This window comes from Caproicibacterium sp. BJN0003 (genome assembly GCF_026314295.1).
Lineage (GTDB): Bacteria > Bacillota > Clostridia > Oscillospirales > Acutalibacteraceae > Caproicibacterium.
The window spans coordinates 327,083-350,971 of record NZ_CP111108.1 but is presented as its reverse complement, the minus strand read 5'-3'; the positions used below and the strand labels follow the sequence as shown (position 1 = coordinate 350,971).

The window sequence follows — 23,889 nt, the reverse complement described above, 5'->3', positions numbered from 1 at the left end:
TTTTTATGTTTATAAAGTTTTTACACATAAAGTTCCTGTCCCATCAGAAAGTTTTCCGACCCTTACCTGTAGGGGAATTGCACTCTCTAATTCGGTCACATGAGAAATGATTCCTACCGTTCGGCCGCTCTGCTGAAGGCGCAAAAGCGCATTCATAGCGGTATCCAGCGTCTCCTGATCCAAACTTCCAAATCCCTCATCAATAAAAATGGAATCCAAACGAACACTGCCGGAGGTGCTCTGCACCACATCGGAAAGCCCAAATGCCAGCGAAAGAGATGCTAGAAAAAGCTCTCCGCCCGAAAGCGTTGCTACTTCTCTTGCTCCGCCTGCCGCGGCATCCAGAACGCGTAAGTCAAGCCCGCCCCTTGCATTCCCATTGCTTTCTTCTGTCGCTCGAATCAGCTGATAACGATTTCCGGAAAGATCAGCAAAAAAGAGGTTTGCACTCTGCAGAATTTCGTCCAACATTACACCCAATACAAAATTCTGAATGGGTATTTTCATTGCAGAATCTCCCGAAAGCAACTTAGCAAGGCGGCTTACTCTTGCATACTGCTCCTGAAGCTTTTCGCCTTGTGTTTCCAACTGCTTTAACTGCTCCAAAGACTTTTCCGCACTCTGCAGCCGTTCTAGTGCGGCACCCTTTTGAGCTGAAAGTTCAGCCACATGATCCTGTGCTTCTTTTCGAGTCTTTCCAATCGCTTCAACATTCGGGCGCTCTGCCTGTTCTCCGTAAGCCATATGATATGCTTCTAGTGCTCTGCGGTCTGTTTCCTGTGCACTCAAGAACGCTTTTTTTGCACTTTCCAGTGCAGCTGCCGCCGCTGCCATGGAACGCTGCGCCAACTGCATCCGCTCCGTAATCTTTTTTTCCATCTTTTCACAGTCAGAAATTGATCTTTCTATTTCCTCCAAAACGGATTTTAATTCTGCTGCCGAAGAATTCCCCTGCACCGTTTTAGAAAGCTCTTCAATTTTTGCTTCTTCTGCCGCTAAAGACTGCCCGAGCAGATTCTGTTCTTTTTCTGCCGACTGTACCAGATCCCGGGCTTTTTCCCGTTCCTGCTCCAACTGCTTTAATTTCTTACGCGCTTTTTGGAGCTTTTCTACAGCCTCTTCGGTCTCCTTCCGACGCTTTATGAGCGCCTGCAAAATCATCGAAGGTTCTGCAGGAATGGGGTGCTCTAAAGAGCCACAGACCGGGCATGGTTTTCCCTTTTCAAGATGAATTGCTACCGCCGCCGCTGCATTTTTATTAATCTCCTGTTCTATTTGAACTGATAAAGACGGCAGAAAAGAAGCTGTCTCACTCATTTTTTCAATGTAAGCGTTTCCCTTTTCACATCTAGCCGAGGTTTCATTCCATTCTTTTTCCGCTGCCTCTTTTACTTTTCTCTGTTCCTCTACCTGCTTTTTTAGCTTTTGACAATGTTCTTCAACGGACTGCAGTCTGTTGACTCCTTCCAAAGCCATCCGGAGACTGCCTCGCTTTTCCCTCAGAGAATCTGCCTTTTTTCTTGCTTCTTCTGCCTTTGGTAAAAAAGCTTCCGCCTGCCTCTTTTTCTCTGCCGCATTTTTTGCTCGCTGAGAGGATTCTTCCTGCTCTTTGCGGCAGCTAACTAACATTTTCTGAGAAGTATCGAGGGCAGACGCCAGTTGATATGCACGATTCTGTCTCTCAAGTTCTGTCTGCGCTTTTTCATGTTCTTTAATCAGTTCGCTGATCTTAATTTTTTGTTCTTTACAGAAATTTCCCAGTTCCTCTCCGCTAGAAGAAGATTCCCGTTCCAAAATAGAATTTTTAGACGCTAAATTTTCTCCTGCTTCCCGAGAAAGTGCACGTTCCTTTTCCCTCATTCTCTGCGTCAGGATTTTCCATTTTCCCGCATGAAAAAGGGTTTGCAGCAACGAAGCCTTTTTCATGGAATTGGACATTAAAAGCCGCAGAAAATCGCCCTGCGGCAACACTACAACCTGAGAAAACTGCTCACAATTTAATCCCAAAAGCTTTTCCGCCCATTCCCGAATTGCTTTGTCAGAACCAGATTCCAGCAGCTTCCACTCTCCTGTATTATCTTTCGTCCAGCACTCGTTTGTCTCTTTGATCTTTTCCTCTCCGGTACCGCGCCCGGCATAATGTTTTTGTTCACGATAAAATTTATAGACTTTTCCTGAAAGAGCAAACGTAAATTCCACAAAGGTCTCCTCTTTCATCGCAGCGGAAAGGCTGCGCATACTATCCCAACTGCGTTGCCCTCCGGTTGCTTTTCCATAAAGTGCAAAGCACATTGCATCCAAAATTGTCGTCTTTCCGCCGCCGGTATTTCCGGTAATCAAAAACAGCGGGTGCTCCCCGAGACTTTCAAAGTTAAGACTGGTTTCGTGCAGATAGCAGCCGAATGCCTTCATACGCAAAAAAAGTGCTTTCATTCGGCTTTCTCCTCCTCTTCTTCTAAATCTATGCGAAGCATTTTCTGAATCAATTTTTTATCTTCTTCATCTGCCTCTATTCCGCAGATTTGTTCCATAAATTCCTCAAAAATCGTCAAATCATCCGCTCTGTGATGAATCTGTTCCCGCAATTTCTGATTATCTCCTTCTCCTTTGGAAAGAAGCCATTGACTCGAAAGTCCAAGAAGGTTTGGATAATAGGGGCGCAGCTGGTCAAGCGGCAAATAAATCGGTTTTGTATCACAAAGCTCGGCAAAAAGGTAATCTTCACTTGGATTTTCTTTGGCTTCTTCCAAAAGTTCCTCAAAATCTCCAGAAATCACCCGGACTTTGTTGGGCGGGCAAACCGGAATTTCCGTAATCTCTTGTCCTCCATTTTTCCATTCTACCATGGTCACCGATTTTTTCTGATTCGCTTCATCAAAAGAATAGGTGAGCGGTGAACCGGAATATCGTCCTTTGCCCGCTTTTTGCGGCCCATGAAGATGTCCTAAAGCCGTATAATCAAATTTTTCGAACAGATCCGTTCCTACCTGTGCGCTCCCGCCCACAAATGCCGGACTTTCACTGGCACCGATCTGTCCTCCCGCCGCAAAGCAATGCGTCACCAAAACATTCACGGCATCTTCTTTTGGCTCCACTTTTTCGATCATCGCACGAAATGCTTCATCCATAGAATGAATTTCTTCCTGCCCCAACAACTCCCTTATCTGTGCGGGTTCACAGAATGGCAGGGTCCAAAAGCAAATTTTTCCCGATGCGGTTGTGAGTTCTATCGGATGAAAAAGCTCTTCCGGACGAGTTGCCAAAATAATTCCGCTTTCTCTTAAAAGAGTGCTCCCAAGAGACAATCGTTTTGCGCTGTCATGATTCCCTGCAACTGCAATCAACGGAATCCCCATTTTATGAAGCTGCGTATAAAAATCATCCAGCAGCGTAATGGCTTCTACGGGCGGCACCTGCCGATCAAAAAGATCTCCAGCTACAACAAGGGCATCTGGGTGCTCTCGCTCCAGCAAAGGTAATAAAAACGAATTTAAAAACCATTTCTGATCTTCCAGAAGGGATCTTCCGTATAGGCTCTTTCCAAGATGCCAATCTGCCGTATGCAGAATTTTCATTTGGTGTTTCCTCCATTCTCTCTGAAAAATCCTTGTTTCATACTTTCCTTTTTCTCGAAATACTGGTATACTAAATATTATTAATTTTTATTTTATCACATTGGAGGCAAAAGTTCTATGAAGAAACGGAGTTTCCTCCTTCCTCTTTTCATCATCTTTACAGTCTTTTTCTGTACGATCTCAGCAAATGCTGCGTTTTCTCCCGATTTTGAGCCACAAGCGCAGTCTGTTTTGATGATCAATTTGGATACAAATACGACCATCTATTCTAAGCAGCCGGATGCTAAGGTCTACCCCGCCTCTACCACTAAAATTATGACCTACATCATCGCTGTTGAAAATATTCCTGACCTTGATAATACGATGATTACTTTTACACAACAAATGTCGGATACTCTTACGGGATCCGGCAGTTCTCTTGCTGGTTTAAAAGTCGGCGATGTTTTATCCGCTCACGATTTGCTTTACTGCATGATGGTACCCTCCGGCAATGATGCGGCAGTTGCACTCGCGACTTACGTCGGCGGCGGAGATATTCAAAAATTCGTCGATATGATGAACCAAAAAGCGCAGGATCTAGGCTGCACCAATACACATTTTATGAATCCCCATGGCTTACAGGATGAAAACCATTATACAACTGCATCCGATCTCGCAAAGATCGCACAGTACGCAATGAAGATGAACTATTTTGATGAGATCACAAATACTCTTCGATATACCTTTACCATTAAAGATGGCCCCCGCAAAGGAACTAGCACCTGGGTAGATTCCACCAACTTCCTCATTAATCAGAACCTGATTGGTGCCACTGCTTATTACTATCAATACGCACGGGGCATCAAAACCGGACATACTGATGAAGCTGGCTATTGCCTGGTAAGTTCAGCCCGGGCAGAAGGGATCTCCTATCTGTGTGTAATGATGAATACCAAAAGTCCCGGTACAGACAGCAGTGGAGCTGTTATTCACCAAGAAATGCTTGATACCCGTCAGCTATATCGCTGGGCCTATAAGAACTTTCAGCTAAAACAGGTTTTGTCCGCTTCGCAGGCAACCATGGAGGTTCCGCTCGACTATGCGTGGAACAAAGACCATCTGCTCCTAAGCCCTGAAACAACGGTATCTGCTATTCTTCCAAATGATGTTGACCCAAGCAATGTACAAATTGTGCCGAATTTACCGCAATCGGTTGCAGCACCGGTAAAACGTGGAGACCAAGTTGGAACAGCAAAACTGGTTTATAACGGAGAAGAAATTGGTTCTGTCAATCTGGTTTCCAGCGAAAGTGTCGACCGCAGTGAATGGGTTCATATTATTACGCTTGCCAAACGGATTGTTACTTCCCGCTGGTTCGTTTTGATTGCCGCTATTTTGGCGGTGCTAATTATCGTCTACATCGTTTTAACACTGCTCAGTCATCAAAAGAAAACTGCGAAGCGAAAAGTTCATCGCTATCGTAAAATGTAAATTAGAAGTTTTTGAAGTGATTTGACTATATTTTGAAAGGATTGAATGTTCATGAGAATAGAACATTTGGCTCTTTATGCTTTCGATTTGGAACAGATGAGATCATTTTTTGAAACTTATTTTCAGGCGAGCACTTCTGAACTTTACCATAACACAAAGACCGGATTTAAAAGTTATTTTTTATCTTTTAATGACGGCGGTGCACGATTAGAATTAATGAATCTCCATGAACTTTTGTCTAAAGAAAACGGCACTGCTTGTCCTGGACTCGATCATTTGGCGTTTTCAGTTGGAAGCAAAGAAAAAGTTGATCAGTTGACGGCTGTGCTCAAAAAAGACGGTTATCCTACCATCAGCGGCCCTCGGACTACCGGAGACGGCTATTACGAAAGCTGCATTCTTGGCCCTGAACAAATCCGAATCGAGATTACCATTTGAATTTTTAAAACAGTAAATTGATTGTTTTTCTGTGTTTTTTCGTAAAAAAAGAGGTACTGCAGATTTTCTGCAGTACCTCTTTCATTTTGCCAACAGACAAATTTCGTTTTTATGGAAAAGCGAAATTACTTCAGTTCGACTTCAGCGCCAGCCTCAGTCAGCTTTGTCTTAATTGCTTCAGCATCTTCCTTGGAAGCGCCCTCTTTAACAGCCTTAGGAGCAGCATCAACAACAGCCTTTGCGTCCTTCAGGCCAAGTCCGGTGATCTCACGGACAACTTTGATAACAGCGATCTTGTTCTGGCCAACAGACTTCAAAACAACATCAAACTCAGTCTGCTCTTCAGCAGGAGCAGCAGCGGCAGCAGGAGCAGGAGCAGCAGCAACAGCAACAGGAGCAGCAGCAGAAACGCCGAACTCCTCTTCCAGAGCCTTAACGAGTTCGTTCAGTTCCAGAACGGTCAGGGATTTTACATCTTCAATCAGCTTTGTAACTTTCTCAGACATGATAAATACCTCCAAAATTAAATTATAATCATTTTTTATAAAGAGCGCATTATGCTTCTACGCCCTGCTTTTCTGCAATTGCATTCAGCGCAATTACAAGAGCCTTCATTGTTCCGTTCAACACGGTAACAAATCCGGTAATTGGAGCATTGAGGCTTCCCAGTGCTTTTGCAACCAGTTCCTCTTTGCTGGGCAGAGTTGCCAGTTCAGCAACATCGTCCTTGCTCAGAACCTTTCCGTCAATGAATCCAGCTTTTACTTTCAGAGTAGCACCTTTGTTGTTCTTCTCAAAAGTATAGAGCGTTTTTGCTGCATGGACATAGTCCTTATCACTCAAAGCGACTGCAGTTGTTCCCTCCAGAACCGGATCAAGACCGTCGATTCCAGCTTCTTTTAAAGCCAGCTTCAAGAGCGTATTTTTGACGACTTTATACTGGTCGCCGCTTTCACGCAATTCTTTACGAAGCTTTGTGTCATCGGCAACAGAAATTCCCTTATAGTCAACGACAACGCCGACACAGGATTTTTTCAGCTGCTCAGCCAGATCTGCTACGACCTGCTGTTTTTCTTCCAGAACCTTCTTACTTGGCAAATGATTTCACCTCCATAAAACGAATCCCGCATTATACAAAAAGCCTTCTCCACGTTGACCGCGGAGAAGGCAAAATTACATTCTATACAAATTGTATAAATAAACGTATTTGCTTTATCCTCGGCAGGTGGGATTCCCCTTTATGCAAAATGCACCTGCTGTCTTTGAATAAAAACAGCTTTATTATTTTAACACACGATTTCCCGTATGTCAAGGATCAAAAATATTTACGCACCAAAACGGTTGACGTTAAGACGTACGCCGGGGCCCATCGTTGTTGCGATTACGCAAGAACGGATATACTGGCCTTTAGCGGCGGCAGGCTTTGCCTTTACGATTGCGCCCATCAAAGCATCAAAGTTCTCCTGAAGCTTCTGAGCACCAAAAGAAGCGCGTCCAATTACACAGTGAATGATATTGGATTTGTCCAGACGGTATTCAATCTTACCGGCTTTTGCCTCATTGATTGCTTTTCCGATTTCACGAGTAACAGTACCCGCCTTTGGGTTAGGCATCAAACCGCGGGGTCCTAAGATTTTACCAAGACGGCCAACCATGCCCATCATATCCGGAGTGGTGATGAGGACATCAAAGTCCATCCAGCCGCCCTGAATCTTTTGAACCATTTCTTCAGCACCGATAAAATCGGCACCAGCCTCTTGGGCATCTTTTGCAGCATCGCCCTTGCAAATTGCCAGAACACGAATTGTTTTTCCGGTTCCATTCGGCAAAACAATAGCACCACGGACCTGCTGGTCTGCGTGACGTCCATCAACGCCCATCTTTACATGGACTTCAACGGTTTCATCAAATTTTGCGGTAGCGGTTTTAACGCAAAGTTCCACTGCTTCCGCTGAATCGTAATATTTGGAACGGTCGATCAGCTTTTCGCTGTCAACGTATTTCTTACCATGTTTCATTGTAATCCTCCCTATTGAGTGGTATGGCGGAATTGTTCGGGTTCCTCCCACCCGGGTTTCATTTGATCTGCGGATTATTCGACTACTTCAACGCCCATGCTGCGCGCAGTACCTGCGATCATACTCATCGCAGTTTCTACAGTTGCAGCGTTTAAGTCAGGCATTTTCTTTTCGGCAATCTCTCTCAACTGTTCTTTGGTGATCTTTGCAACTTTCTTTTTGTTCGGTTCACCAGAAGCTGTCTCGATCTTGCAAGCCTTTTTAATCAGGACTGCAGCCGGAGGAGTCTTGGTGACAAAAGTGAAAGAACGATCCGCATAGACCGTAATGACAACAGGGATAATAAGACCTGCGTCTTTTTTGGTGCGCTCATTAAATTCTTTTGTGAACGCCATGATATTAACACCGTGCTGGCCTAAAGCCGGTCCAACAGGCGGCGCCGGGGTTGCTTTGCCGGCAGGGATCTGGAGCTTGATATAGCCGGTAACTTTTTGAGCCATTTTACTGCACCTCCAAATTTTGTGGTAAAAGCGAAACGGGGATAATAGATTTTCCTGTTTCTCCCACTGGGGCACCTCTGCGCCCCAAAATCAGCGGAATATCTCCGCGGATCTTCTAAAAATTGATGATTTTGAACGGATCTGCTACAAAATTATTCTGCAGCTTCCGCTTGGTCAAGCGACAGCTCAACCGGAGTCTCGCGCCCAAACATATTGATCGTTACGCGCAGACGATTTTTCTCGGTATCGATTTCTTCAACACGACCGGCAAAGCCATCGAACGGTCCATCAATAATATTGACGGTATCGCCCACCTGATAAGAAACCTCTACGCTGCGTTTTTCGATTCCCATCGAAGCGACCTCTTCCTCTGTAAGGGGAACCGGCTTGCTGGATGGACCGACAAAGCCTGTACAGCCGCGAATATTGCGCACGACATACCAGGATTCATCTGTGAGAACCATTTTCACAAGAACATAGCCGGGGAAGATTTTACGTTCTACCTGACGAGTCTTTCCATCTTTTACTTCTTCGACGGTCTCGGTAGGGACTCGAATCCCCTGAACTAGATCCTGCAAATTACGGTTTTCAACTGTTTTTTCAAGGTTTGAGGCAACTTTGTTTTCATAGCCGGAATAGGTATGAACTACATACCAACGTGCTTCTTCTGGCATCTTCAAACCTCACCTTCAAACTGCAACATTCATGATCAGACGGAGTAGGGAAAGAAACGCCGTATCCAATAGGAAAATGAACAGACCAACTACGGCGATAAACGCAATGACAACACCTGTGTTTTTCCAGGTTGCCTGTGGCGTCGGCCATACGATCTTTTTCATTTCGGCTTTGGTGTCCTTGAAAAACTGAGAAGCGCGCTTGCCCGCACGGCTCAGTGCGTTCCCTTTTTTCATCTCTTTTTCAGCCATTCTCTGTCACCCCGTTCATTTGGTCTCGCGGTGAAGTGTATGCTTCCTGCAGAATTTGCAGTACTTATTCATCTCGAGCCTGTCCGGATCATTCTTCTTGTTTTTCTTCGTGTTGTAATTGCGCTGTTTGCACTCTGTGCAGGCCAATACGACTTTTACTCTCATGACGGCACCTCCCGTTGTACGGAAAAATATTGGAATCTTTGGGATTCCGGCCTCCCTCGAAAAGGGCGCAAAAAAAATACCCCTTTTTGAGGTAATAAAAGTTTACCACAAAGAGAGGTATTTTGTCAACTTCTTTTTTAAATTTAAAAATAATCAGCGAGTCTCATTAAGGTTATCCGCTACATAACGGGTTGCCTTCTTTTTCTTTTCTGGTTTTACCGTTTTACCCTTCATACCAAGCCCCGCTTTTGCGCCCTTTTTCAGGTTATCGCTAAAAAGCGGCTCCAATTTTTGATATTCCTGCTCCGTAAGGCCATTAATCAGAACCAGCGTAATAATGGAGCGTACATCCAGATCGCCCACCTCATACAAATCGCTGAAGATATTGGCAAGTCTCTCAACAGAAGACTGGCTGCCGCTCTCTAGAAGCAACTGAACTTTTGGCAGTACCTTTTCTTTTGCAAATGTTGCCCCACGCACTTCTCCGTAAGTAACGCGCTCTTTCAGAAGGTCATCACGCAGATCTTTGCAGAGCGGAACAAGACGGTTAAAAAAGAAAACCGGATCGGTTGTATTTTCTTCCGTGCCACGGTGGCGCTTCTGAACCTGATTCAGAACAATCGCAGCCTTTGAAGGGCCGGCAATCTCTTCTGTAAAATCATTGACAACACTTTCGACTTCCCTTTTAATCTGTGACTCATCTTCGGGTTCAAACAAAAGAAGAGAACGTGTCCGCCATTTTCCATCGACCTCATCATTTTCTACCCCGCAGTAACGCAGCAGAAACTGATGCTTTTCATTATTCATATAAATCTGATAAGCCAAATCATCTTTGATATAAACAGTGCTATAGCCGTCATCTTCCGTAGTAATTTCGCCTTGACGTTCAAAATGATTCTTGTTAAGAACTTCTCCTACGCGGGAATTCACTTGCTCAAACACGTTCTGCGGATTATAAACGCTCTGCTCCAAAATGATATCACTCCTGTTTTTTTAAAGTCCCAAAATTTTTAGGACTATTTTTTAATTCTAATCTAAAAAATACCGTTAAAAAAGTCCGGATTGATTTGATTATACTATATGATTATGGATTTGTCACCCCCGAAATCCGAAGGACTCCGGAAATTTTACAGTAAACTTTATACACCATATTTTTCCATTGCTTTCAAATGTTCTTCCAATGTGTTCGAATAGTGACTTTTCCCATCGTTGCCAAAGAAAAAGTACAGCGCATCTGTTCCCGCTGGATTGCGTACCGCATCGATTGCCACAACTCCAGGGCTGCAGATCGGTCCTTGTGGAAGTCCCTTTTTTTGATTCGTATTATAGTAGGCTTGGTAATCTTCCGAATGGGGTAAAAGGCTGCTTTGAGAAATCGAATCTGCATACATGCTGGTAGAGTCCAGCTGCAGCATCATTCCGCTGTCCAGCCGATTCTGCAACGTCCCTGCGATCATCTGCATCTCATCCGATATTTTGGTTTCCTTTTGCACCAGAGAAGCTAAGGTTAACTCATCTTTTGATAAATCTCCCGCATTTGTCTCAAAGGCCTTTAAAATCTGAGTTAGAACCATCTCAGCATTTTCTCCTTTTTGAAACAGATAAGAAGAAGGGAACAAATATCCCTCCATTCGAAATGCACATTTGGGATCATCCGGAATCGTAAATGTCTGAGGTTCATACGATTCACAGGCTGTATAGAATTCCTCTTTAGAGCAGATCCCATTTTCGTCCAACAACTCCGCAGTCTGTTCAAAGGTATTCCCAGACGGAATCGTCACCTTCACATAATTTTCGGACGAAGAAAGGCCAACGTTTTTTGCTTGACAGCCGCAAAGCAGAACAACTGATAAACAGATCCCCAGTAAGAACATCCTGAAAAATAAAGTTTTGTGTTTCATAGACGGCCTCTTTCTGCTATCCTAGTAAGAGTAATCAATCACTTCTAAATATAAATATGCAAAACATGCAAAATTTTCGTTTTGTTTATTATACCGGCTGAAGAATTTCCTGTCAAAGCCCTTTTTAAAAAGATTTTGTTTTTCAAAAGGGGCTACAATTCAGCATTGCGCATCAAAAGTTCTTGTGGTATCATATAAGTTCAAGAATTATAATTATTTGTCTTTAAAAACAATTCTGACAAAATTGGAGGCATTCCTGATATGGCAAAAAAAACGATTGCGATCCTATTCGGAGGCAGCTCTTCTGAGCATGAGGTTTCTTGTGTTTCGGCAGCCGCCGTTGCCGACCACCTTTCCCCCGAGCTCTATGATGTACGGCTTTTGGGTATTACAAAAGACGGCCGCTGGTATCTTTTCAGCGGCTCTACCGATGAAATGCGGGACGGTTCATGGGAAAATAATGAGCTGAACCGAAAAGCCTTTATCTCCCCCGATACTTCTCTCAAAGGAATCGTTCTCGAAGGTGAAAATTCTTTTGATGTAATTAAAGTCGACTGCATCTTCCCGGTGCTTCACGGCAAAAATGGAGAGGACGGAACTCTGCAGGGGCTTCTCCATTTAAGCGGAATTCCCTATGTGGGGTGTGCGACACTTTCTAGTGCTGTCTGCATGGATAAAGCGGTCACACATACGCTGCTCTCCAGCTGGGGAATCGGGCAAGCGGAATACCTCTGGTTCTTTGCCGATAAATATCAAGGAGAAGGACGTTTAAAGATCCGCCAAAAGATCGAAGCGCGGCTTGGATATCCAGTTTTCTTAAAGCCTGCCAACGCTGGTTCTTCCGTTGGAATCAGCCGCGTGAATTCTGAAGAAGAACTGGATGCTGCCGTCCAAAAAGCTGCCCATGAAGACAGCAAAATTATTGTAGAAAGCTTAGTAGTCGGTCAAGAAGTGGAGTGTGCTGTTCTCGGAAATGAAAATCCGCAGGCAAGCGGTGTTGGAGAAATTGCAGCGGCTGCCGAATTTTATGATTATGATGACAAATATAAAAATGGAAAAAGTCAACTTTATATTCCAGCACATCTTTCTGAGGAAGTCTCCGAAGAAATCCGTCATACTGCCTGCCGTGCTTACCGCCTTTTAGGCTGCACGGGCCTTGCCCGGGTAGATTTCTTTGTGCGTGACGGAAAAGAAGTCATCTTAAATGAGCTCAATACCTTGCCGGGCTTTACGAGCATCAGCATGTATCCAAAGCTCTGGGAAAAAGCCGGAAAATCATTCAGCGAGCTATTGACGGATTTAATTAATTTAGCGTTTGAACGCAAGCATTATCAATGATTTTATATTCCATCGCTTTTTGATCCATCATTTTGCAGCCCGATATGAATCCGAATCATAATCTGATTGATATCGAAGCATTTTAAGGAGTCAATTATACCTATGAAAGAAAACTATCTGATCTCCGTCCTCGGCAAGCAACAGGTCAATGGACAGTCGGATGAAATTGAAGTCAACACAACAGGCACTTACGTCCGCAAAGGCGATAAGCGCTATATTATGTATAAAGAATATGATGAAAATTCCCAGCCCACCAGAACCAATATCTTAAAAATAGAAGGGAATAACCGCCTCACCGTAATGCGCGGAGGAACAGACGGCACTCACCTGATTTTGGAAAACGGCAAGCGGTATCTTTGCCAGTACAATACCGGCTATGGGAATTTAATGCTCGGCATTTCAACCTCGGAACTGCAAAATCTTCTGACCGATAAGGGCGGCAGTCTGAAGGTTCAATATACGCTGGATATCAACTCCAGTCTTGCAAGCAGCAATGAACTTTATATTACCGTCAAGGAGGCAGAAAGCAAAGATGTCTAAATATGTAGGAATCGCAACCGAAGGACTTAAAACAGCTATTCTCGAATCAATTGCAAAAGCGCAGGAAAAAAGGGCTCTGCCAAAAGGAGATGCTCCTGCTTTTGCGTTGGAAATCCCCGCTGACCACAGCCATGGGAACTGGGCCTCTAATGCCGCTATGGTATCTGCCAGAACTTTTCATATGGCTCCCCGCAAAATTGCAGAAGCGATCAAAGAAAACATTTCTCTTTCCGATACTTTCTTCGAAAACTGCGAGATCGCCGGCCCCGGATTTCTGAATTTCTTTTATAAGCCTAAATTTTACGCAGCGGTCCTTAATGACATCAATGCTTGCGGAAAAGATTACGGAAAAAGCAACTTTGGCGGTAAAAAACGAGTCCTTGTAGAATTCGTATCTGCCAATCCCACCGGTCCTATGCACGTCGGCAACGCCCGCGGAGGCGTTCTGGGCGATACCATGGCCGCCGTACTGGGAGAAGCCGGTTATCAGGTAGAACGGGAATTTTATCTCAACGATGCCGGAAATCAGGTCAATAAATTCGGCGCTTCTCTGGAAGCACGCTATTTGCAGCTTTATCAAGGAGAGGACGCTGTACCTTTTCCGGAGGACGGCTACAAGGGAGTCGATATTATTGAGCACGCAAAAAGCTTCGCCCAAAAATACGGCGATCAATATGTAAAAGTTTCTTCTGAAGAGCGTCGCAAAGCGTTAATTGAATATGCTCTGCCGCTCAATATCGAAGGATTAAAGCAGGATCTTCTCAAATATCGGATTCGCTATGACAACTGGTTTAAAGAATCCACACTTCACAAAAACGGTGAAGTTGAAAAAGTGGTCGAGCTGCTTAAAGAAAAGGGCGCCACTTATGAAAAAGAAGGCGCCACTTGGTTTAAAGGGGAAGATTACGGATCCGAAGATTTTGTCCTGGTGCGTAAAAATGGGATTCCTACCTATGTCGTTCCGGATATTGCCTATCATTACAACAAACTCGTTACCCGAAATTTTGATTACGCTGTCGATGTATTCGGCGCCGATCATCACGGTTATGTTCCGCGTTTAAAAGGCGCTTTGCAGGCGTTAGGGGTAGATACTTCCCGCCTGGATGTCGTCCTGATGCAAATGGTTCGCTTGATGCGCGACGGCGAAGTGATTAAAGCCAGCAAACGCAGCGGAAAAGCGATTACGCTTGTCACACTTCTCGATGAAGTCCCTGTAGACGCTGCACGATTTCTCTTTAATCTGCGTGAACCAACTTCCGAGATCGATTTTGACCTTGACCTTGCAGTTCAGCAGGACAGCCAGAATCCCGTCTATTATGTGCAATACGCACACGCGCGCATCTGCAGCGTAATGAAGAAACTCAAAGAAGAAGAAAATATGGTTCCACGCCCCTGCACAGAAGAGGAACTTGCGCTTCTGAAAGCTCCCGAAGAGCTGGAACTCATTAATATTCTTTCTTCTTATACGGACGAAATTATAGAAGCTGCAAAAGAGCTGAACCCTACCAGAATCACACGGTATGCGCTCAGCCTTGCTTCGCTGTTCCATAAATTCTATACCGCCTGCCGCATAAAGGGCGAAGAAGAACACCTCTCTGCAGCACGCCTGTTCCTCTGCCACGACACCGCCATTGTTTTGGAGAACGTTCTGGCACTTTTAAAAATCAACGCTCCGGAATCCATGTAATTTTGATCGCACAGAAAGGAGATTTTGCCGATGAATCTTTCAGACCCTCAAACGATTCGATCGATTTTATCTCGTCACGGATTTTCGTTTAGTAAAGGGCTGGGGCAAAACTTTCTGATTGACCCTTCTGTCTGCCCAAGGATGGCAGAAGCCTGCGGTGCAGATAAGGGAGTTGGTGTACTCGAAATTGGACCGGGAATCGGTGTTCTAACAAAGGAGCTTTGCTCTCGTGCACAAAAAGTAACTGCCGTAGAACTTGATCATCGGCTTTTACCAGTTCTTTCCGAAACGCTCTCTGATTTTTCCAATCTCCATGTAATGGAAGGGGATATTTTAAAGCTGGATCTTCCAGAACTATTAAAGACAGAATTTCCCGGTTTAAAAATTGAAGTCTGTGCAAACCTTCCTTACTATATTACTTCTCCGGTCATTATGGGCCTTCTGGAAGCGGATCTTCCTATTGATGCTCTGACTGTCATGGTTCAAAAAGAAGCAGCTGAGCGGCTCTGTGCTCTTCCTGGGACAAGAGCTTGCGGTTCCGTCAGTGCAGCTGTCTGGTTTTATTCCGAGCCTGAGATTCTATTTCCGGTAAAAAGAGATTGTTTTCTGCCCAGTCCAAAAGTAGATTCCACTGTCATTCAGTTAAGAATTCGCAGCAAGCCTTTGATCGATGTTCCTTCTCAAAAAGCTTTTTTCAGGACCGTTCACGCTTGTTTTTCCCAGCGTCGCAAAACCGTGCTGAATTCACTTTCGGCAGGATTATCCCTTCCGAAAGAAAAAACCAGGCAAGCGCTTTTTGAAGCAAAAATTCTTGAAAACCGCCGTGCTGAACAACTTTCAATGGATGAATTTGCGGCTCTTACACGCGCACTTTCAAAAGGAGATTTCATATGAAAGAGAAATCGGACAAACAGCTTAGCTGGATTTTCTTTGCGATTGCCTGCGTCTGTGCACTGATTGGAATGATCTTGAGTCCTCTTGAACAAGAGGCACTCTCGATTACTTTTTCCATGATCGCGGTGGTTATTGCACTCGGCGGGATTTTTCTCGCATTCGAGTCTCTTAAGCACTCTCAAAACCAATAAGGAGGAAAAATCGTTATGCTGCGAAAAGATAAGATCAACTACTATTTAGACATCGCCGAAACAGTTTCGGAACGCTCAACTTGTCTGAGAAAGATGTGGGGCGCAATCATCGTCAATAACGATGAGATCGTTGCCACCGGCTATAATGGTGCTCCAAGAGGCCGCGCCAACTGTTTGGATACCGGTGTCTGTATTCGTGAAAAGTTAAAAATTCCGCGTGGAGAACGTTATGAAATCTGCCGTTCCGTCCATGCGGAAGCAAACGCGATTATCAGCGCCTCCCGCAGAGATATGATCGGCGCCACTCTTTATTTGGTGGGACGCGATGCCTCCACTAAAGAATATGTAGAAAATCCATCCTCCTGTTCCATGTGTAAACGCATGGTAATTAACGCGGGAATTTTACAGGTGATTGTCAGAATTAATCGGACAGAATACAAAGCCTTTCCGGTTCATGACTGGATCGAAAACGATGAGTCTTTAAGTGGTACATTTGGATATTAAAAAATGCCTTTGCTGGGTTAACCTAGCAAAGGCATTTTCTTTATCTTTCTATTTTTATGCTGCTAATGCAGTGGAACTTGAGCTATTCGCATTGTTGTCATTCGCAGATGCGCGCGCTTCATCCGGTATTGTAAAGTCATCTGCTTTATCAAAATTCGCGAAACTGATTTCAATATTCGCTGTACTGACATCGAGTCCAACTTCAGAAGGAGCCCCTGACTGTGTCGTTGCCTCTGAAAATAGATTCTTTATAACATCTGCCATATCCATCTGCATTTTGACCAAATACCCGGTCTTGGAGTCAATCCAGAAATTCACAGAAATGCTCCCGAGATTATTATAAAGCTGTTCAAGCTTCTCCTCATCATCTCCAGCAATTGATTCTACTTCTTGAAGCAATTCATTGCTATCGAAAATCTTCTTTAAATTTTCTCCGGAGATGGTTCCCGTAATTTTAATTGCATCCTGATCATTGATTTTTTCGGTGCCAGCTTCTTTAAAATCCTGCGCGATTTCTGTATAAAGTTCCAAGTCTTTCGACGGATCCATCTGATTTACCGTATCAGCAGAAGCAGCCTCCCAACCGGAACCAGTATTGGAATAAACCAACATCTGATTATCCTTTTTCTCGCTGTAAATCTGCATTGTTTGTTTTCCATAAATACCCAGATCAAGTGTTCCATCTGCTTTGGTCTTTTGAGGATCCTTAAAAGAAGTACAATCAAAATTCATTTTCATATCCAAATTCATATTCATACCTCTAGCAGAGGCTCCAATTCCAAAATCCACGTTTAGCTTGCTGTTGACGCTTTGTGCTTGATTTGTTTTTTCTGCCGCTGCCACCAATTTTTCTGCGGGCGTCTGTTGATTTCCACAGCCAGACAACATTGTCCCCACGAACGCTAATGCTAAAATTCCAGTGATAACTCTCTTCATTTTTATCACAACCCTTTTCTTTTCATAAATTTTTCCCAATATAAACAAATTAAAGATTACACTGTTTTAAAAATCATCGAGCGATCAATCTCCTGCAACGTATGCGCTCCGCAAAGTTCCATTGTGTCACAAAGTTCTGCTCTGAGCTTTTCCACATAGGTTTTGACCCCTTCTTCTCCGCCTCCATAAACCATGGTGACAAAAGGACGTCCAATCAAAACACCATCTGCACCGAGAGCAAGTGCTTTAAAAACATCAAGGCCGCTCCGAATTCCTCCGTCTACCAGAATCGTCATTTTATCACCGACTGCATCTGCAATCTGTGACAAAACTTCGGCAGTAGCAGGACACCCATCCAGCACCCTACCCCCATGATTCGAAACAACAATTCCGGAAGCACCCGCTTCCAGCGCTTTTTTTGCACCTTTTACCGTCATAATTCCTTTTAGAAAAAACGGCTTCTGTGTCATATGGATGATTTCTTTAAGTTCTCCGACCGTTTTTCTTCCTGCCGGAGGATTGAGATTTTTTAAGAACGGAAGGCCCGCCGCATCAATATCCATCGCAATCGCAAGTGGATCGGCTTTCTCTGCAAGCTTCAGCCGATCATTTAACGTTTTAGAATCCCACGGTTTTACGGTAGGAATCCCCATTCCTCTATTTTCCCCGATTACTTTTGCCGCACTCTCGAAGACTGCCGGATTTGTTCCATCTCCGGTAAAAGCAGCAATTCCATTTTTCGCACATGCGGAGACCAGAATTTTATTGTAAGCAAGATCGTCATATTTATCGCCGTAATGCAGCTGCATTGCACCAACCGGTGCCGCAAAAACCGGCAAAGAAAATTCTTTGCCAAAAAGGGAAAATGTGGGATCAGCCGGAGCATGATCTCCAATCGTATCCAAATTGACGCAAATTTCCTGCCACTTCTGATAATTTCGAATAAAAGCACTGCCGGTACCCTTCGCACCGGGACCAGGGATCCGATTCTTACAGGCAAAGCCATTACAAACAGGACAAGCCTTACAAAAAGGCCCCATCTGTCCCTGCGCACTTTTTAAAATTTCTTTGTATGTCATTTTTTTAACTCCATCTCTATAAAGTTACTTTTATTTTACCAGAATTTCTCTTTGATGGCAACAAAAAGCGGTGCCGCTTTTCGACACCGCAAAAATTTATTCAGATGAATTTCCGCACCAATTCGCCCATCTCTTTACAGGACACCTGCGGAAGCTGTGGCGAAGCAATATCCGCCGTACGTGCGTGGTCTAATGCTTTTGTGACGGCTGACTCAATCGCTTCTGCCGCCTCCGGCTCCTCTAAAGAATAGCGCAGCATCATAGCGCCTGAAAGAATCGTTGCGAGAGGATTTGCTTTTCCGGTTCCCGCAATATCAGGTGCCGAACCGTGAACCGGTTCATAAAGGCCTGACTTGCCGGCACCCAGGCTTGCCGAAGCCAGCATTCCGATAGAACCCGAAATCATAGAAGCTTCATCGGAAAGAATATCTCCAAAAATATTGGAAGTTACGATCACATCAAACTGTTTCGGATTGCAAACCAACTGCATCGCACAATTATCCACATAAAGATTGGTAAGTTCCACTTCCGGATACTCCTCTGCCATGTCAGCAACTGTTTTGCGCCACAGACGGGATGATTCCAGCACATTTGCCTTATCGACGCTGCAAAGCTTTTTATTGCGCTTCATTGCCATTTCAAAGCCCTTGCGTGCAATCCTGCGAATTTCCGATACCGAGTATTTTTCGGTATCATAGGCATAAATGTTTCCATTTTTTTCTCCGCGGCCCCGCTCGCCAAAATAAATTCCACCGGTAAGCTCCCGCACAATGAGAATATCAAGATTTTCTCCAATGATTTTGCTCTTGAGCGGAGAAGCTTCTCTCAGCTGTGGAAAGATAACCGCCGGGCGCAGATTGGCAAAAAGTCCTAAGGCTCCGCGAATCCCAAGTAGCCCCGCTTCCGGGCGGTTATTTCCGGGCTGATTATCCCATTTAGGGCCTCCAACCGCACCCAAAAGGGTACTGTCTGCCGCTTTGCAGCAATCGATCGTTTCCTGCGGCAGCGGAACACCTGTCGCATCAATCGCGCTTCCACCTAAAAGCGCCTCCCTAAACTCCATCGAAAATCCATATTTTTCGCCTGCTTTTTTGAGCGTTTTCATTGCTTCTTCTACGATCTCCGGGCCGATTCCATCCCCTTTTAGGACTGTGATATGATACGTATTCATTCTTCTGCCTCCTTCTGATTCCGCAGCACTGCACGGTTTACCGCACAGATAATTCCCTTGATCGATGCCATGCTGATATTCGGATGCACCCCAACGCCGAAAATATCGCGTCCCTTGGGATCCTGAAGCTGAATATAAGAAACTGCCTTACTATCCGCACCGGCGTCAATTGCATGTTCACGATAAGTTACAAACCGATAATTCTTGATTCCGACCTGTTCCAATGCCTTAAAGAAAGCATCGATCGGGCCATTCCCAATAGCACTGACCGGATGGTCTTCGTGATGAAAACGAATATTTCCTTCAAAATGAACTGCAGAAGGAGTCTCCTCATCAGAATCGCTTTCATCATCGCTCATTCGTTCTTCATAAAGCTTATAAGACTTGAGATGATAAGGCGCCTGCAGATCCAAATATTCTTTGCGGAAAATATGAAAAATCTCGCTGGGGATCAATTCTCTTCCGGCAGCATCACACGCTTCTTTAATTGCTGCACCAAATTCCGGATGCATCGCTTTTGGCAGATCGAATCCGAAGCTCTGCTGCATTACAAAAGCAGCTCCGCCTTTTCCGGACTGGCTGTTAATACGGATGATCGGCTCATATTCTCTGCCTACATCGGCAGGATCAATCGGCAGATACGGAACCTCCCAATAAGAAGATTCATGTGTATGCATATAATCGATTCCCTTTTTGATCGCATCTTGATGAGATCCGGAAAATGCAGTAAAGACCAGATTTCCCGCATAAGGATGGCGGTCATGCACCCGCATATTGGTACATTTTTCGTAGACGTCCCGAATATGACGAATATTGGAAAAATCGAGGTGCGGATCAACCCCTTGACTGTAAAGATTCATCGCAAGATTCATGATATCTACATTGCCGGTACGCTCCCCGTTTCCGAAGAGGGTTCCTTCTACCCGCTCCGCTCCCGCCATCAGAGCAAGCTCTGTCGCTGCAACGCCGGTGCCGCGGTCATTATGCGGATGCAGACTAATAATTGCGCGGTCGCGTCCCTTTAAATGGCGGATAAAATATTCGATCTGATCTGCGTGGGTATTGGGGGTACACATTTCTACCGTATTGGGCAGATTCAAAATCACTTTTTTCTCCGGTGTTGCCCCCAAAGTATCCAGCACTTCTTCGCAAATCTTGACCGCGTTATCCATCTCAGTGCCTGAAAAGCTCTCTGGCGAATACTCATAGCGAATATTGGCCCCGCTCCTTTTGATCTCTTCTTCCGTCAAGCGACGAACCAGCTTTGCGCCCTCCACTGCGATGTTGATGACTCCCTGCATATCCGTTTTAAAAACCACTTTACGCTGTAAGGTAGAAGTGGAATTATAAAAATGCACGATCACATTTTTAGCACCCTTAATTGCCTCAAAGGTTTTACGAATCAGATGCTCTCTGGCCTGCACCAATACCTGAATTGTCACATCGTCCGGAATCAGATTCTTTTCGATCAGCGTCCGGCAAATTTCATATTCGGTCTCCGAAGAAGACGGAAATCCAATTTCAATCTCTTTAAAACCGATTTCAACCAGAGTTTTAAAATAAAGCAGTTTTTCCTCCAGATTCATCGGATCTACCAATGCCTGATTTCCGTCACGCAGATCTACGCTGCACCAAACCGGCGCCTTATTGAGTATCTGATCCGGCCACGTACGGTCCGGCAGAGAAACCGGCTGAAACGGAATGTACTTTTTACAACCCTCATACATCATCTTAAAACAGCTCCTTTTCTATCAATCAAACTGGTTTACCGGCCTTCTCTAAAACCAACCGAGAATTTCATTGACTGTGCGGATTTTCCCACAAAAAAAGTCCCAAAGACAGAAATTATTCTGTCTTTGGGACGAATCAATTCGTGGTACCACCCAAGTTCAGTTCCACAAAGGAACCCTCAGCAGCCTCTATCAAGGCCACGGCTCTGATAACGCTGCCGTTGCGTCCGGCCCTACTGAATCGGAACCGGCGGCTCAGGGATGAGCTATCCGCATCAATCCCTCTGCCGGCTCACACCATCCGCCGGTTCTCTGAAAAAGGGGCTCATGCCTTATTCCCGTCATTGCCTTTTAAAAATTGAATTTGTCTTATTATAACACCTGACCTTACTTTGTCAAGAGTCTTTTTTGGGAGTTTCTGGGGTTTCCTTCTGAGAATCCTCTTTCTGTTTGTCTTTTTCTCCAAAAGCCTCATCGGCAGCTTCCCGCGCTGCGTTAATGATCTGGCGGGATATATCATCCGGATCAGCCTTTTCCCGCGGTGGAATTGTTTCGCAGACCTCTGCCACCATAGAACGCATCCAAAGTCCAGGAATAACCTGCATCGTATAACCACAGCCACTTTGTGTCATCCAATCATAAAATTTTGCACGAGGCAAGCCATAAGTACTGAGAATCGACATCAAAGAGCCGCCATGTGCCACAATAACAGCGCTGGTAGTTCCAGAACGAAGCATTCCGTTTACAATCTTTTCAAAGGCAAGGCAGGTTCTCTGCATAAAAATGCCTCCGGATTCTCCTCCCTCTGGGGTATAAGCTTTTCCCGACTCCATCCATTCTGCAAAATGCGGGTCTTTCGCTGCAAGCTCCTTTGCAGTCTTTCCCTCCCATTCTCCAAAGCTGATCTCTCTCAGGTCACGGATTAAAATTGGTTTCGCCTCCGGATAAAGGATCTTCATGGTTTCTTTGCAGCGCTTAAGCGGACTGCAAAAATACGCCTGTGCCTTCGGATAATCATAGTTTTGCTTTAACTTTTTAAGTTCCGCAATTCCCTCTTTGCAAAGCGAAGAATCGGTACTGCCAATATACTGTCCGAGAAGATTTCCTTCGGTTAAACCATGCCGGATCAAATGAATTGTATAAGATTGCATACTTTCTGCTCCTTTAGTGATTTGACTACAAAATACAGTGGGTTTACACATTGTTATTCTTACGATATAATATACATTATGTCATTTATAATCGACAAAAGCTGACAGGAGATTTTACCATGAACAATCATTTTCCGCGTATTTTAACTCTTCTGCGAAAAGAACGAGGGCTCAGCCAAAAGGAGGTTGCAGCCTCGCTGGAGATCTCACAAGCACTTCTTTCTCACTACGAAAAAGGGATTCGGGAATGCGGACTGGATTTCGTGGTAAAAGTCGCCGAATACTATAAAGTTTCCTGCGATTATCTTTTGGGATTATCGCCCCATCAAAATGGTGCAACGATCAAAGTTTCTGATCTTTCGGATGATGCGAAACCAAATTCACGCAAAAAACGTGACGATGCAGATGACAATCCCGATCGGAAACTACTTGTAAGTTCCCTGAGCCTTTTATATCAAATTTTAAAAAGCTGTAGCTGCGAGCCGCTGACCTCTTCGGTAACTGCTTATCTGGAAACCTCCATATACCGTACTTTTCGGCTTCTATATTCCAGCAACCCCAAAAATCCTCAGGCCATGTTTACTATTTCGCAAAATCAAGCAGCCGGAAAAGCAGAAGCCTCTATGGTCCTTGCTTTGAACGCTGCGCAATGCCTTGCGCTGGGAGAAACGATCGAAGATAAAAAGGGGCTTTCCAAAGACCATCTTCCGCAGCTAACGCCGGAAAAGCTTTCTGCTGCCTATCCGAATCTTGCACCGGCTCTTTTTTCCCTACTTCAAAAAACAGAAAATCATTTTTCCTAAAAAAATAAAATATCTTTATTATTATAACGGTTTTTGTTTCTCTTGTAAATGAAGCTTCTTCATGGATTTTACAAAAGCCAAGAACCTCTTAAAAAGTATTGTGAAAGGATTGATTTTTTTCATGAGTCTCCCTTTCCAGTCCATCTTTCATAAATTTTGCTCTTATGAATGGATTTGCCGCCTTGTGATGACTCTCATCGGTGTTTTGGTCTGCGGATTTTCTGTTGGATTCTTTCAAGTAGCAAATTTTGGGACCGATCCTTTTACCGCATTTGCTACCGGGATCTCTAACCTCTTTCATGTATCCTATGGCACGCTGTATCCATGGCTCAATTTAGTTTTGCTGATTGCCATGCTTTTTTATGGGCGTCATTATATCGGAATTGCCACGATTATCAACATCATTGGAATTGGTTTTATGGCCGATCTATCTAAAAGCTTGCTGTTACAAATTACCCCCACGCCCGACTTTATGGCACGGATTCTCTATCTATTAATCGGAATGATCATTCTTTGCATCTGCGCCTCGATGTACATGACCAGTGATTTAGGTGTCTCTACCTACGACGTGGTTGCAATCTCCCTTGCAAAATTAAAAACACCACTTCAGTTTCGTTTTTGGAGAGTCTTAACCGACTTTTTCTGTGTTTTGATTGGCTTTCTTCTCGGTGCCACCATCGGCATAGGTACTATTTTTACCGCTTTCTGCATGGGCCCTTTTCTGCAGTTTTTTAACGAAAAGCTATGGGATCCTCTTTTAATCCGAATGAGAAGTGCAGATATTCATCGACAACGTAACCAGGAAAATAATTTTGAAACAAATTCTAAAAATTAATCTATAAAAATGCACAAGAATACATAAAAAGTCCGAC

26 protein-coding genes and 2 other annotated features are annotated in these 23,889 nt (G+C 44.4%); of the genes, 10 read left to right on the top strand and 16 right to left on the bottom strand.

Translation table 11 applies throughout. The features are described 5' to 3' along the window. Positions 1–9 precede the first annotated feature (9 nt). Together OP489_RS01675 and OP489_RS01670 are read right to left on the bottom strand one after the other, a co-directional pair. On the bottom strand, positions 10–2,433 hold the full coding sequence (locus tag OP489_RS01675; protein ID WP_266162650.1) for an AAA family ATPase: 2,424 nt from the start codon (positions 2,431–2,433) through the stop codon (positions 10–12). Next, the gene (locus OP489_RS01670; protein WP_266162649.1) at positions 2,430–3,575 is read right to left on the bottom strand and encodes an exonuclease SbcCD subunit D; all 1,146 of its coding nucleotides are present in this window, start codon (positions 3,573–3,575) and stop codon (positions 2,430–2,432) included. Before OP489_RS01670 ends, OP489_RS01675 begins: the two co-directional genes overlap by 4 nt. Before the next feature lie 117 nt (positions 3,576–3,692). Between OP489_RS01670 and OP489_RS01665 the strand changes: the two genes are divergently transcribed. Together OP489_RS01665 and OP489_RS01660 are read left to right on the top strand one after the other, a co-directional pair. Continuing rightward, positions 3,693–5,045, top strand: coding sequence for a D-alanyl-D-alanine carboxypeptidase family protein (locus OP489_RS01665; protein ID WP_266162648.1), 1,353 nt, complete (start codon positions 3,693–3,695; stop codon positions 5,043–5,045). Between the two features lie 51 nt (positions 5,046–5,096). Then, positions 5,097–5,483 carry a VOC family protein gene (locus OP489_RS01660; protein WP_266162647.1) on the top strand — a complete coding sequence of 129 codons (387 nt, stop codon included), beginning with the start codon at positions 5,097–5,099 and terminating at the stop codon, positions 5,481–5,483. Between the two features lie 125 nt (positions 5,484–5,608). Here OP489_RS01660 and rplL read toward each other — a convergent pair whose 3' ends face one another. The 9 genes from rplL to mltG all read right to left on the bottom strand — a co-directional run bounded on the left by rplL (position 5,609) and on the right by mltG (position 10,993). Continuing rightward, positions 5,609–5,989: a 50S ribosomal protein L7/L12 gene (rplL, locus tag OP489_RS01655; protein ID WP_266162646.1), complete on the bottom strand. Its 381-nt coding sequence runs from the start codon at positions 5,987–5,989 to the stop codon at positions 5,609–5,611. A gap of 49 nt (positions 5,990–6,038) precedes the next feature. Then, positions 6,039–6,581 (bottom strand): 50S ribosomal protein L10, encoded by a 543-nt coding sequence (rplJ, locus tag OP489_RS01650; RefSeq protein ID WP_180341524.1) that lies wholly within the window; start codon positions 6,579–6,581, stop codon positions 6,039–6,041. A 27-nt stretch (positions 6,582–6,608) separates the two neighbouring features. Further along, positions 6,609–6,767: a sequence feature (ribosomal protein L10 leader region), on the bottom strand. Between the two features lie 41 nt (positions 6,768–6,808). After that, positions 6,809–7,501 (bottom strand): 50S ribosomal protein L1, encoded by a 693-nt coding sequence (gene rplA / locus OP489_RS01645; protein WP_266162645.1) that lies wholly within the window; start codon positions 7,499–7,501, stop codon positions 6,809–6,811. A 74-nt stretch (positions 7,502–7,575) separates the two neighbouring features. Next, entirely contained in the window at positions 7,576–8,001 is a 426-nt protein-coding gene (rplK, locus tag OP489_RS01640) for a 50S ribosomal protein L11 (RefSeq protein WP_180341526.1), read from the bottom strand. A 152-nt stretch (positions 8,002–8,153) separates the two neighbouring features. Continuing rightward, positions 8,154–8,675, bottom strand: a complete 522-nt coding sequence (nusG, locus tag OP489_RS01635; RefSeq protein ID WP_180341527.1) for a transcription termination/antitermination protein NusG — start codon at positions 8,673–8,675, stop codon at positions 8,154–8,156. Positions 8,676–8,690: 15 nt separating this feature from the next. Next, positions 8,691–8,927, bottom strand: coding sequence for a preprotein translocase subunit SecE (gene secE, locus OP489_RS01630; RefSeq protein WP_266162644.1), 237 nt, complete (start codon positions 8,925–8,927; stop codon positions 8,691–8,693). Between the two features lie 15 nt (positions 8,928–8,942). Beyond that, a complete protein-coding gene (gene rpmG, locus OP489_RS01625) occupies positions 8,943–9,092 on the bottom strand; it encodes a 50S ribosomal protein L33 (RefSeq protein WP_180341529.1) in 150 nt (49 codons plus the stop codon). Positions 9,093–9,245: 153 nt separating this feature from the next. Further along, positions 9,246–10,064 carry a hypothetical protein gene (locus tag OP489_RS01620; RefSeq protein WP_266162643.1) on the bottom strand — a complete coding sequence of 273 codons (819 nt, stop codon included), beginning with the start codon at positions 10,062–10,064 and terminating at the stop codon, positions 9,246–9,248. A 167-nt stretch (positions 10,065–10,231) separates the two neighbouring features. Continuing rightward, positions 10,232–10,993, bottom strand: coding sequence for an endolytic transglycosylase MltG (gene mltG, locus OP489_RS01615; RefSeq protein WP_266162642.1), 762 nt, complete (start codon positions 10,991–10,993; stop codon positions 10,232–10,234). A 261-nt stretch (positions 10,994–11,254) separates the two neighbouring features. Here mltG and OP489_RS01610 point away from each other — a divergent pair, with 261 nt between their 5' ends. From OP489_RS01610 to OP489_RS01585, 6 genes are all read left to right on the top strand, one after another. Further along, complete coding sequence (locus OP489_RS01610) at positions 11,255–12,331, top strand: D-alanine--D-alanine ligase family protein (RefSeq protein ID WP_266162641.1); 1,077 nt, start codon at positions 11,255–11,257, stop codon at positions 12,329–12,331. A gap of 102 nt (positions 12,332–12,433) precedes the next feature. Beyond that, positions 12,434–12,871, top strand: coding sequence for a DUF1934 domain-containing protein (locus OP489_RS01605; RefSeq protein WP_180341533.1), 438 nt, complete (start codon positions 12,434–12,436; stop codon positions 12,869–12,871). Next, positions 12,864–14,558 (top strand): arginine--tRNA ligase, encoded by a 1,695-nt coding sequence (gene argS, locus OP489_RS01600; RefSeq protein WP_266162640.1) that lies wholly within the window; start codon positions 12,864–12,866, stop codon positions 14,556–14,558. Before OP489_RS01605 ends, argS begins: the two co-directional genes overlap by 8 nt. A 30-nt stretch (positions 14,559–14,588) precedes the next feature. Next, entirely contained in the window at positions 14,589–15,452 is an 864-nt protein-coding gene (gene rsmA, locus OP489_RS01595; protein WP_266162639.1) for a 16S rRNA (adenine(1518)-N(6)/adenine(1519)-N(6))-dimethyltransferase RsmA, read from the top strand. Then, the gene (locus tag OP489_RS01590) at positions 15,449–15,643 is read left to right on the top strand and encodes a hypothetical protein (RefSeq protein WP_266162638.1); all 195 of its coding nucleotides are present in this window, start codon (positions 15,449–15,451) and stop codon (positions 15,641–15,643) included. Before rsmA ends, OP489_RS01590 begins: the two co-directional genes overlap by 4 nt. Positions 15,644–15,658: 15 nt before the next feature. Further along, positions 15,659–16,147, top strand: coding sequence for a deoxycytidylate deaminase (locus OP489_RS01585; protein WP_266162637.1), 489 nt, complete (start codon positions 15,659–15,661; stop codon positions 16,145–16,147). Positions 16,148–16,201: 54 nt separating this feature from the next. Here the strand turns inward: OP489_RS01585 and OP489_RS01580 are convergent, their stop codons facing one another. The 5 genes from OP489_RS01580 to OP489_RS01560 all read right to left on the bottom strand — a co-directional run bounded on the left by OP489_RS01580 (position 16,202) and on the right by OP489_RS01560 (position 22,214). Further along, positions 16,202–17,083 (bottom strand): DUF6612 family protein, encoded by an 882-nt coding sequence (locus OP489_RS01580; RefSeq protein WP_266162636.1) that lies wholly within the window; start codon positions 17,081–17,083, stop codon positions 16,202–16,204. Positions 17,084–17,139: 56 nt separating this feature from the next. After that, a complete protein-coding gene (locus OP489_RS01575) occupies positions 17,140–18,162 on the bottom strand; it encodes an alpha-hydroxy-acid oxidizing protein (protein ID WP_266162635.1) in 1,023 nt (340 codons plus the stop codon). 100 nt (positions 18,163–18,262) lie between these two features. Continuing rightward, on the bottom strand, positions 18,263–19,333 hold the full coding sequence (gene leuB, locus OP489_RS01570; RefSeq protein WP_266162634.1) for a 3-isopropylmalate dehydrogenase: 1,071 nt from the start codon (positions 19,331–19,333) through the stop codon (positions 18,263–18,265). After that, positions 19,330–21,063, bottom strand: a complete 1,734-nt coding sequence (gene leuA, locus OP489_RS01565; protein WP_266162633.1) for a 2-isopropylmalate synthase — start codon at positions 21,061–21,063, stop codon at positions 19,330–19,332. Before leuA ends, leuB begins: the two co-directional genes overlap by 4 nt. 124 nt (positions 21,064–21,187) lie before the next feature. Next, positions 21,188–21,417: a binding site (T-box leader), on the bottom strand. A 41-nt stretch (positions 21,418–21,458) separates the two neighbouring features. Continuing rightward, positions 21,459–22,214: a histidine phosphatase family protein gene (locus OP489_RS01560; protein WP_266162632.1), complete on the bottom strand. Its 756-nt coding sequence runs from the start codon at positions 22,212–22,214 to the stop codon at positions 21,459–21,461. A gap of 119 nt (positions 22,215–22,333) precedes the next feature. Between OP489_RS01560 and OP489_RS01555 the strand changes: the two genes are divergently transcribed. Together OP489_RS01555 and OP489_RS01550 are read left to right on the top strand one after the other, a co-directional pair. Then, entirely contained in the window at positions 22,334–23,017 is a 684-nt protein-coding gene (locus OP489_RS01555; RefSeq protein ID WP_266162631.1) for a helix-turn-helix domain-containing protein, read from the top strand. 121 nt (positions 23,018–23,138) lie between these two features. Continuing rightward, positions 23,139–23,852 carry a YczE/YyaS/YitT family protein gene (locus tag OP489_RS01550; RefSeq protein WP_266162630.1) on the top strand — a complete coding sequence of 238 codons (714 nt, stop codon included), beginning with the start codon at positions 23,139–23,141 and terminating at the stop codon, positions 23,850–23,852. Positions 23,853–23,889: the final 37 nt, after the last annotated feature.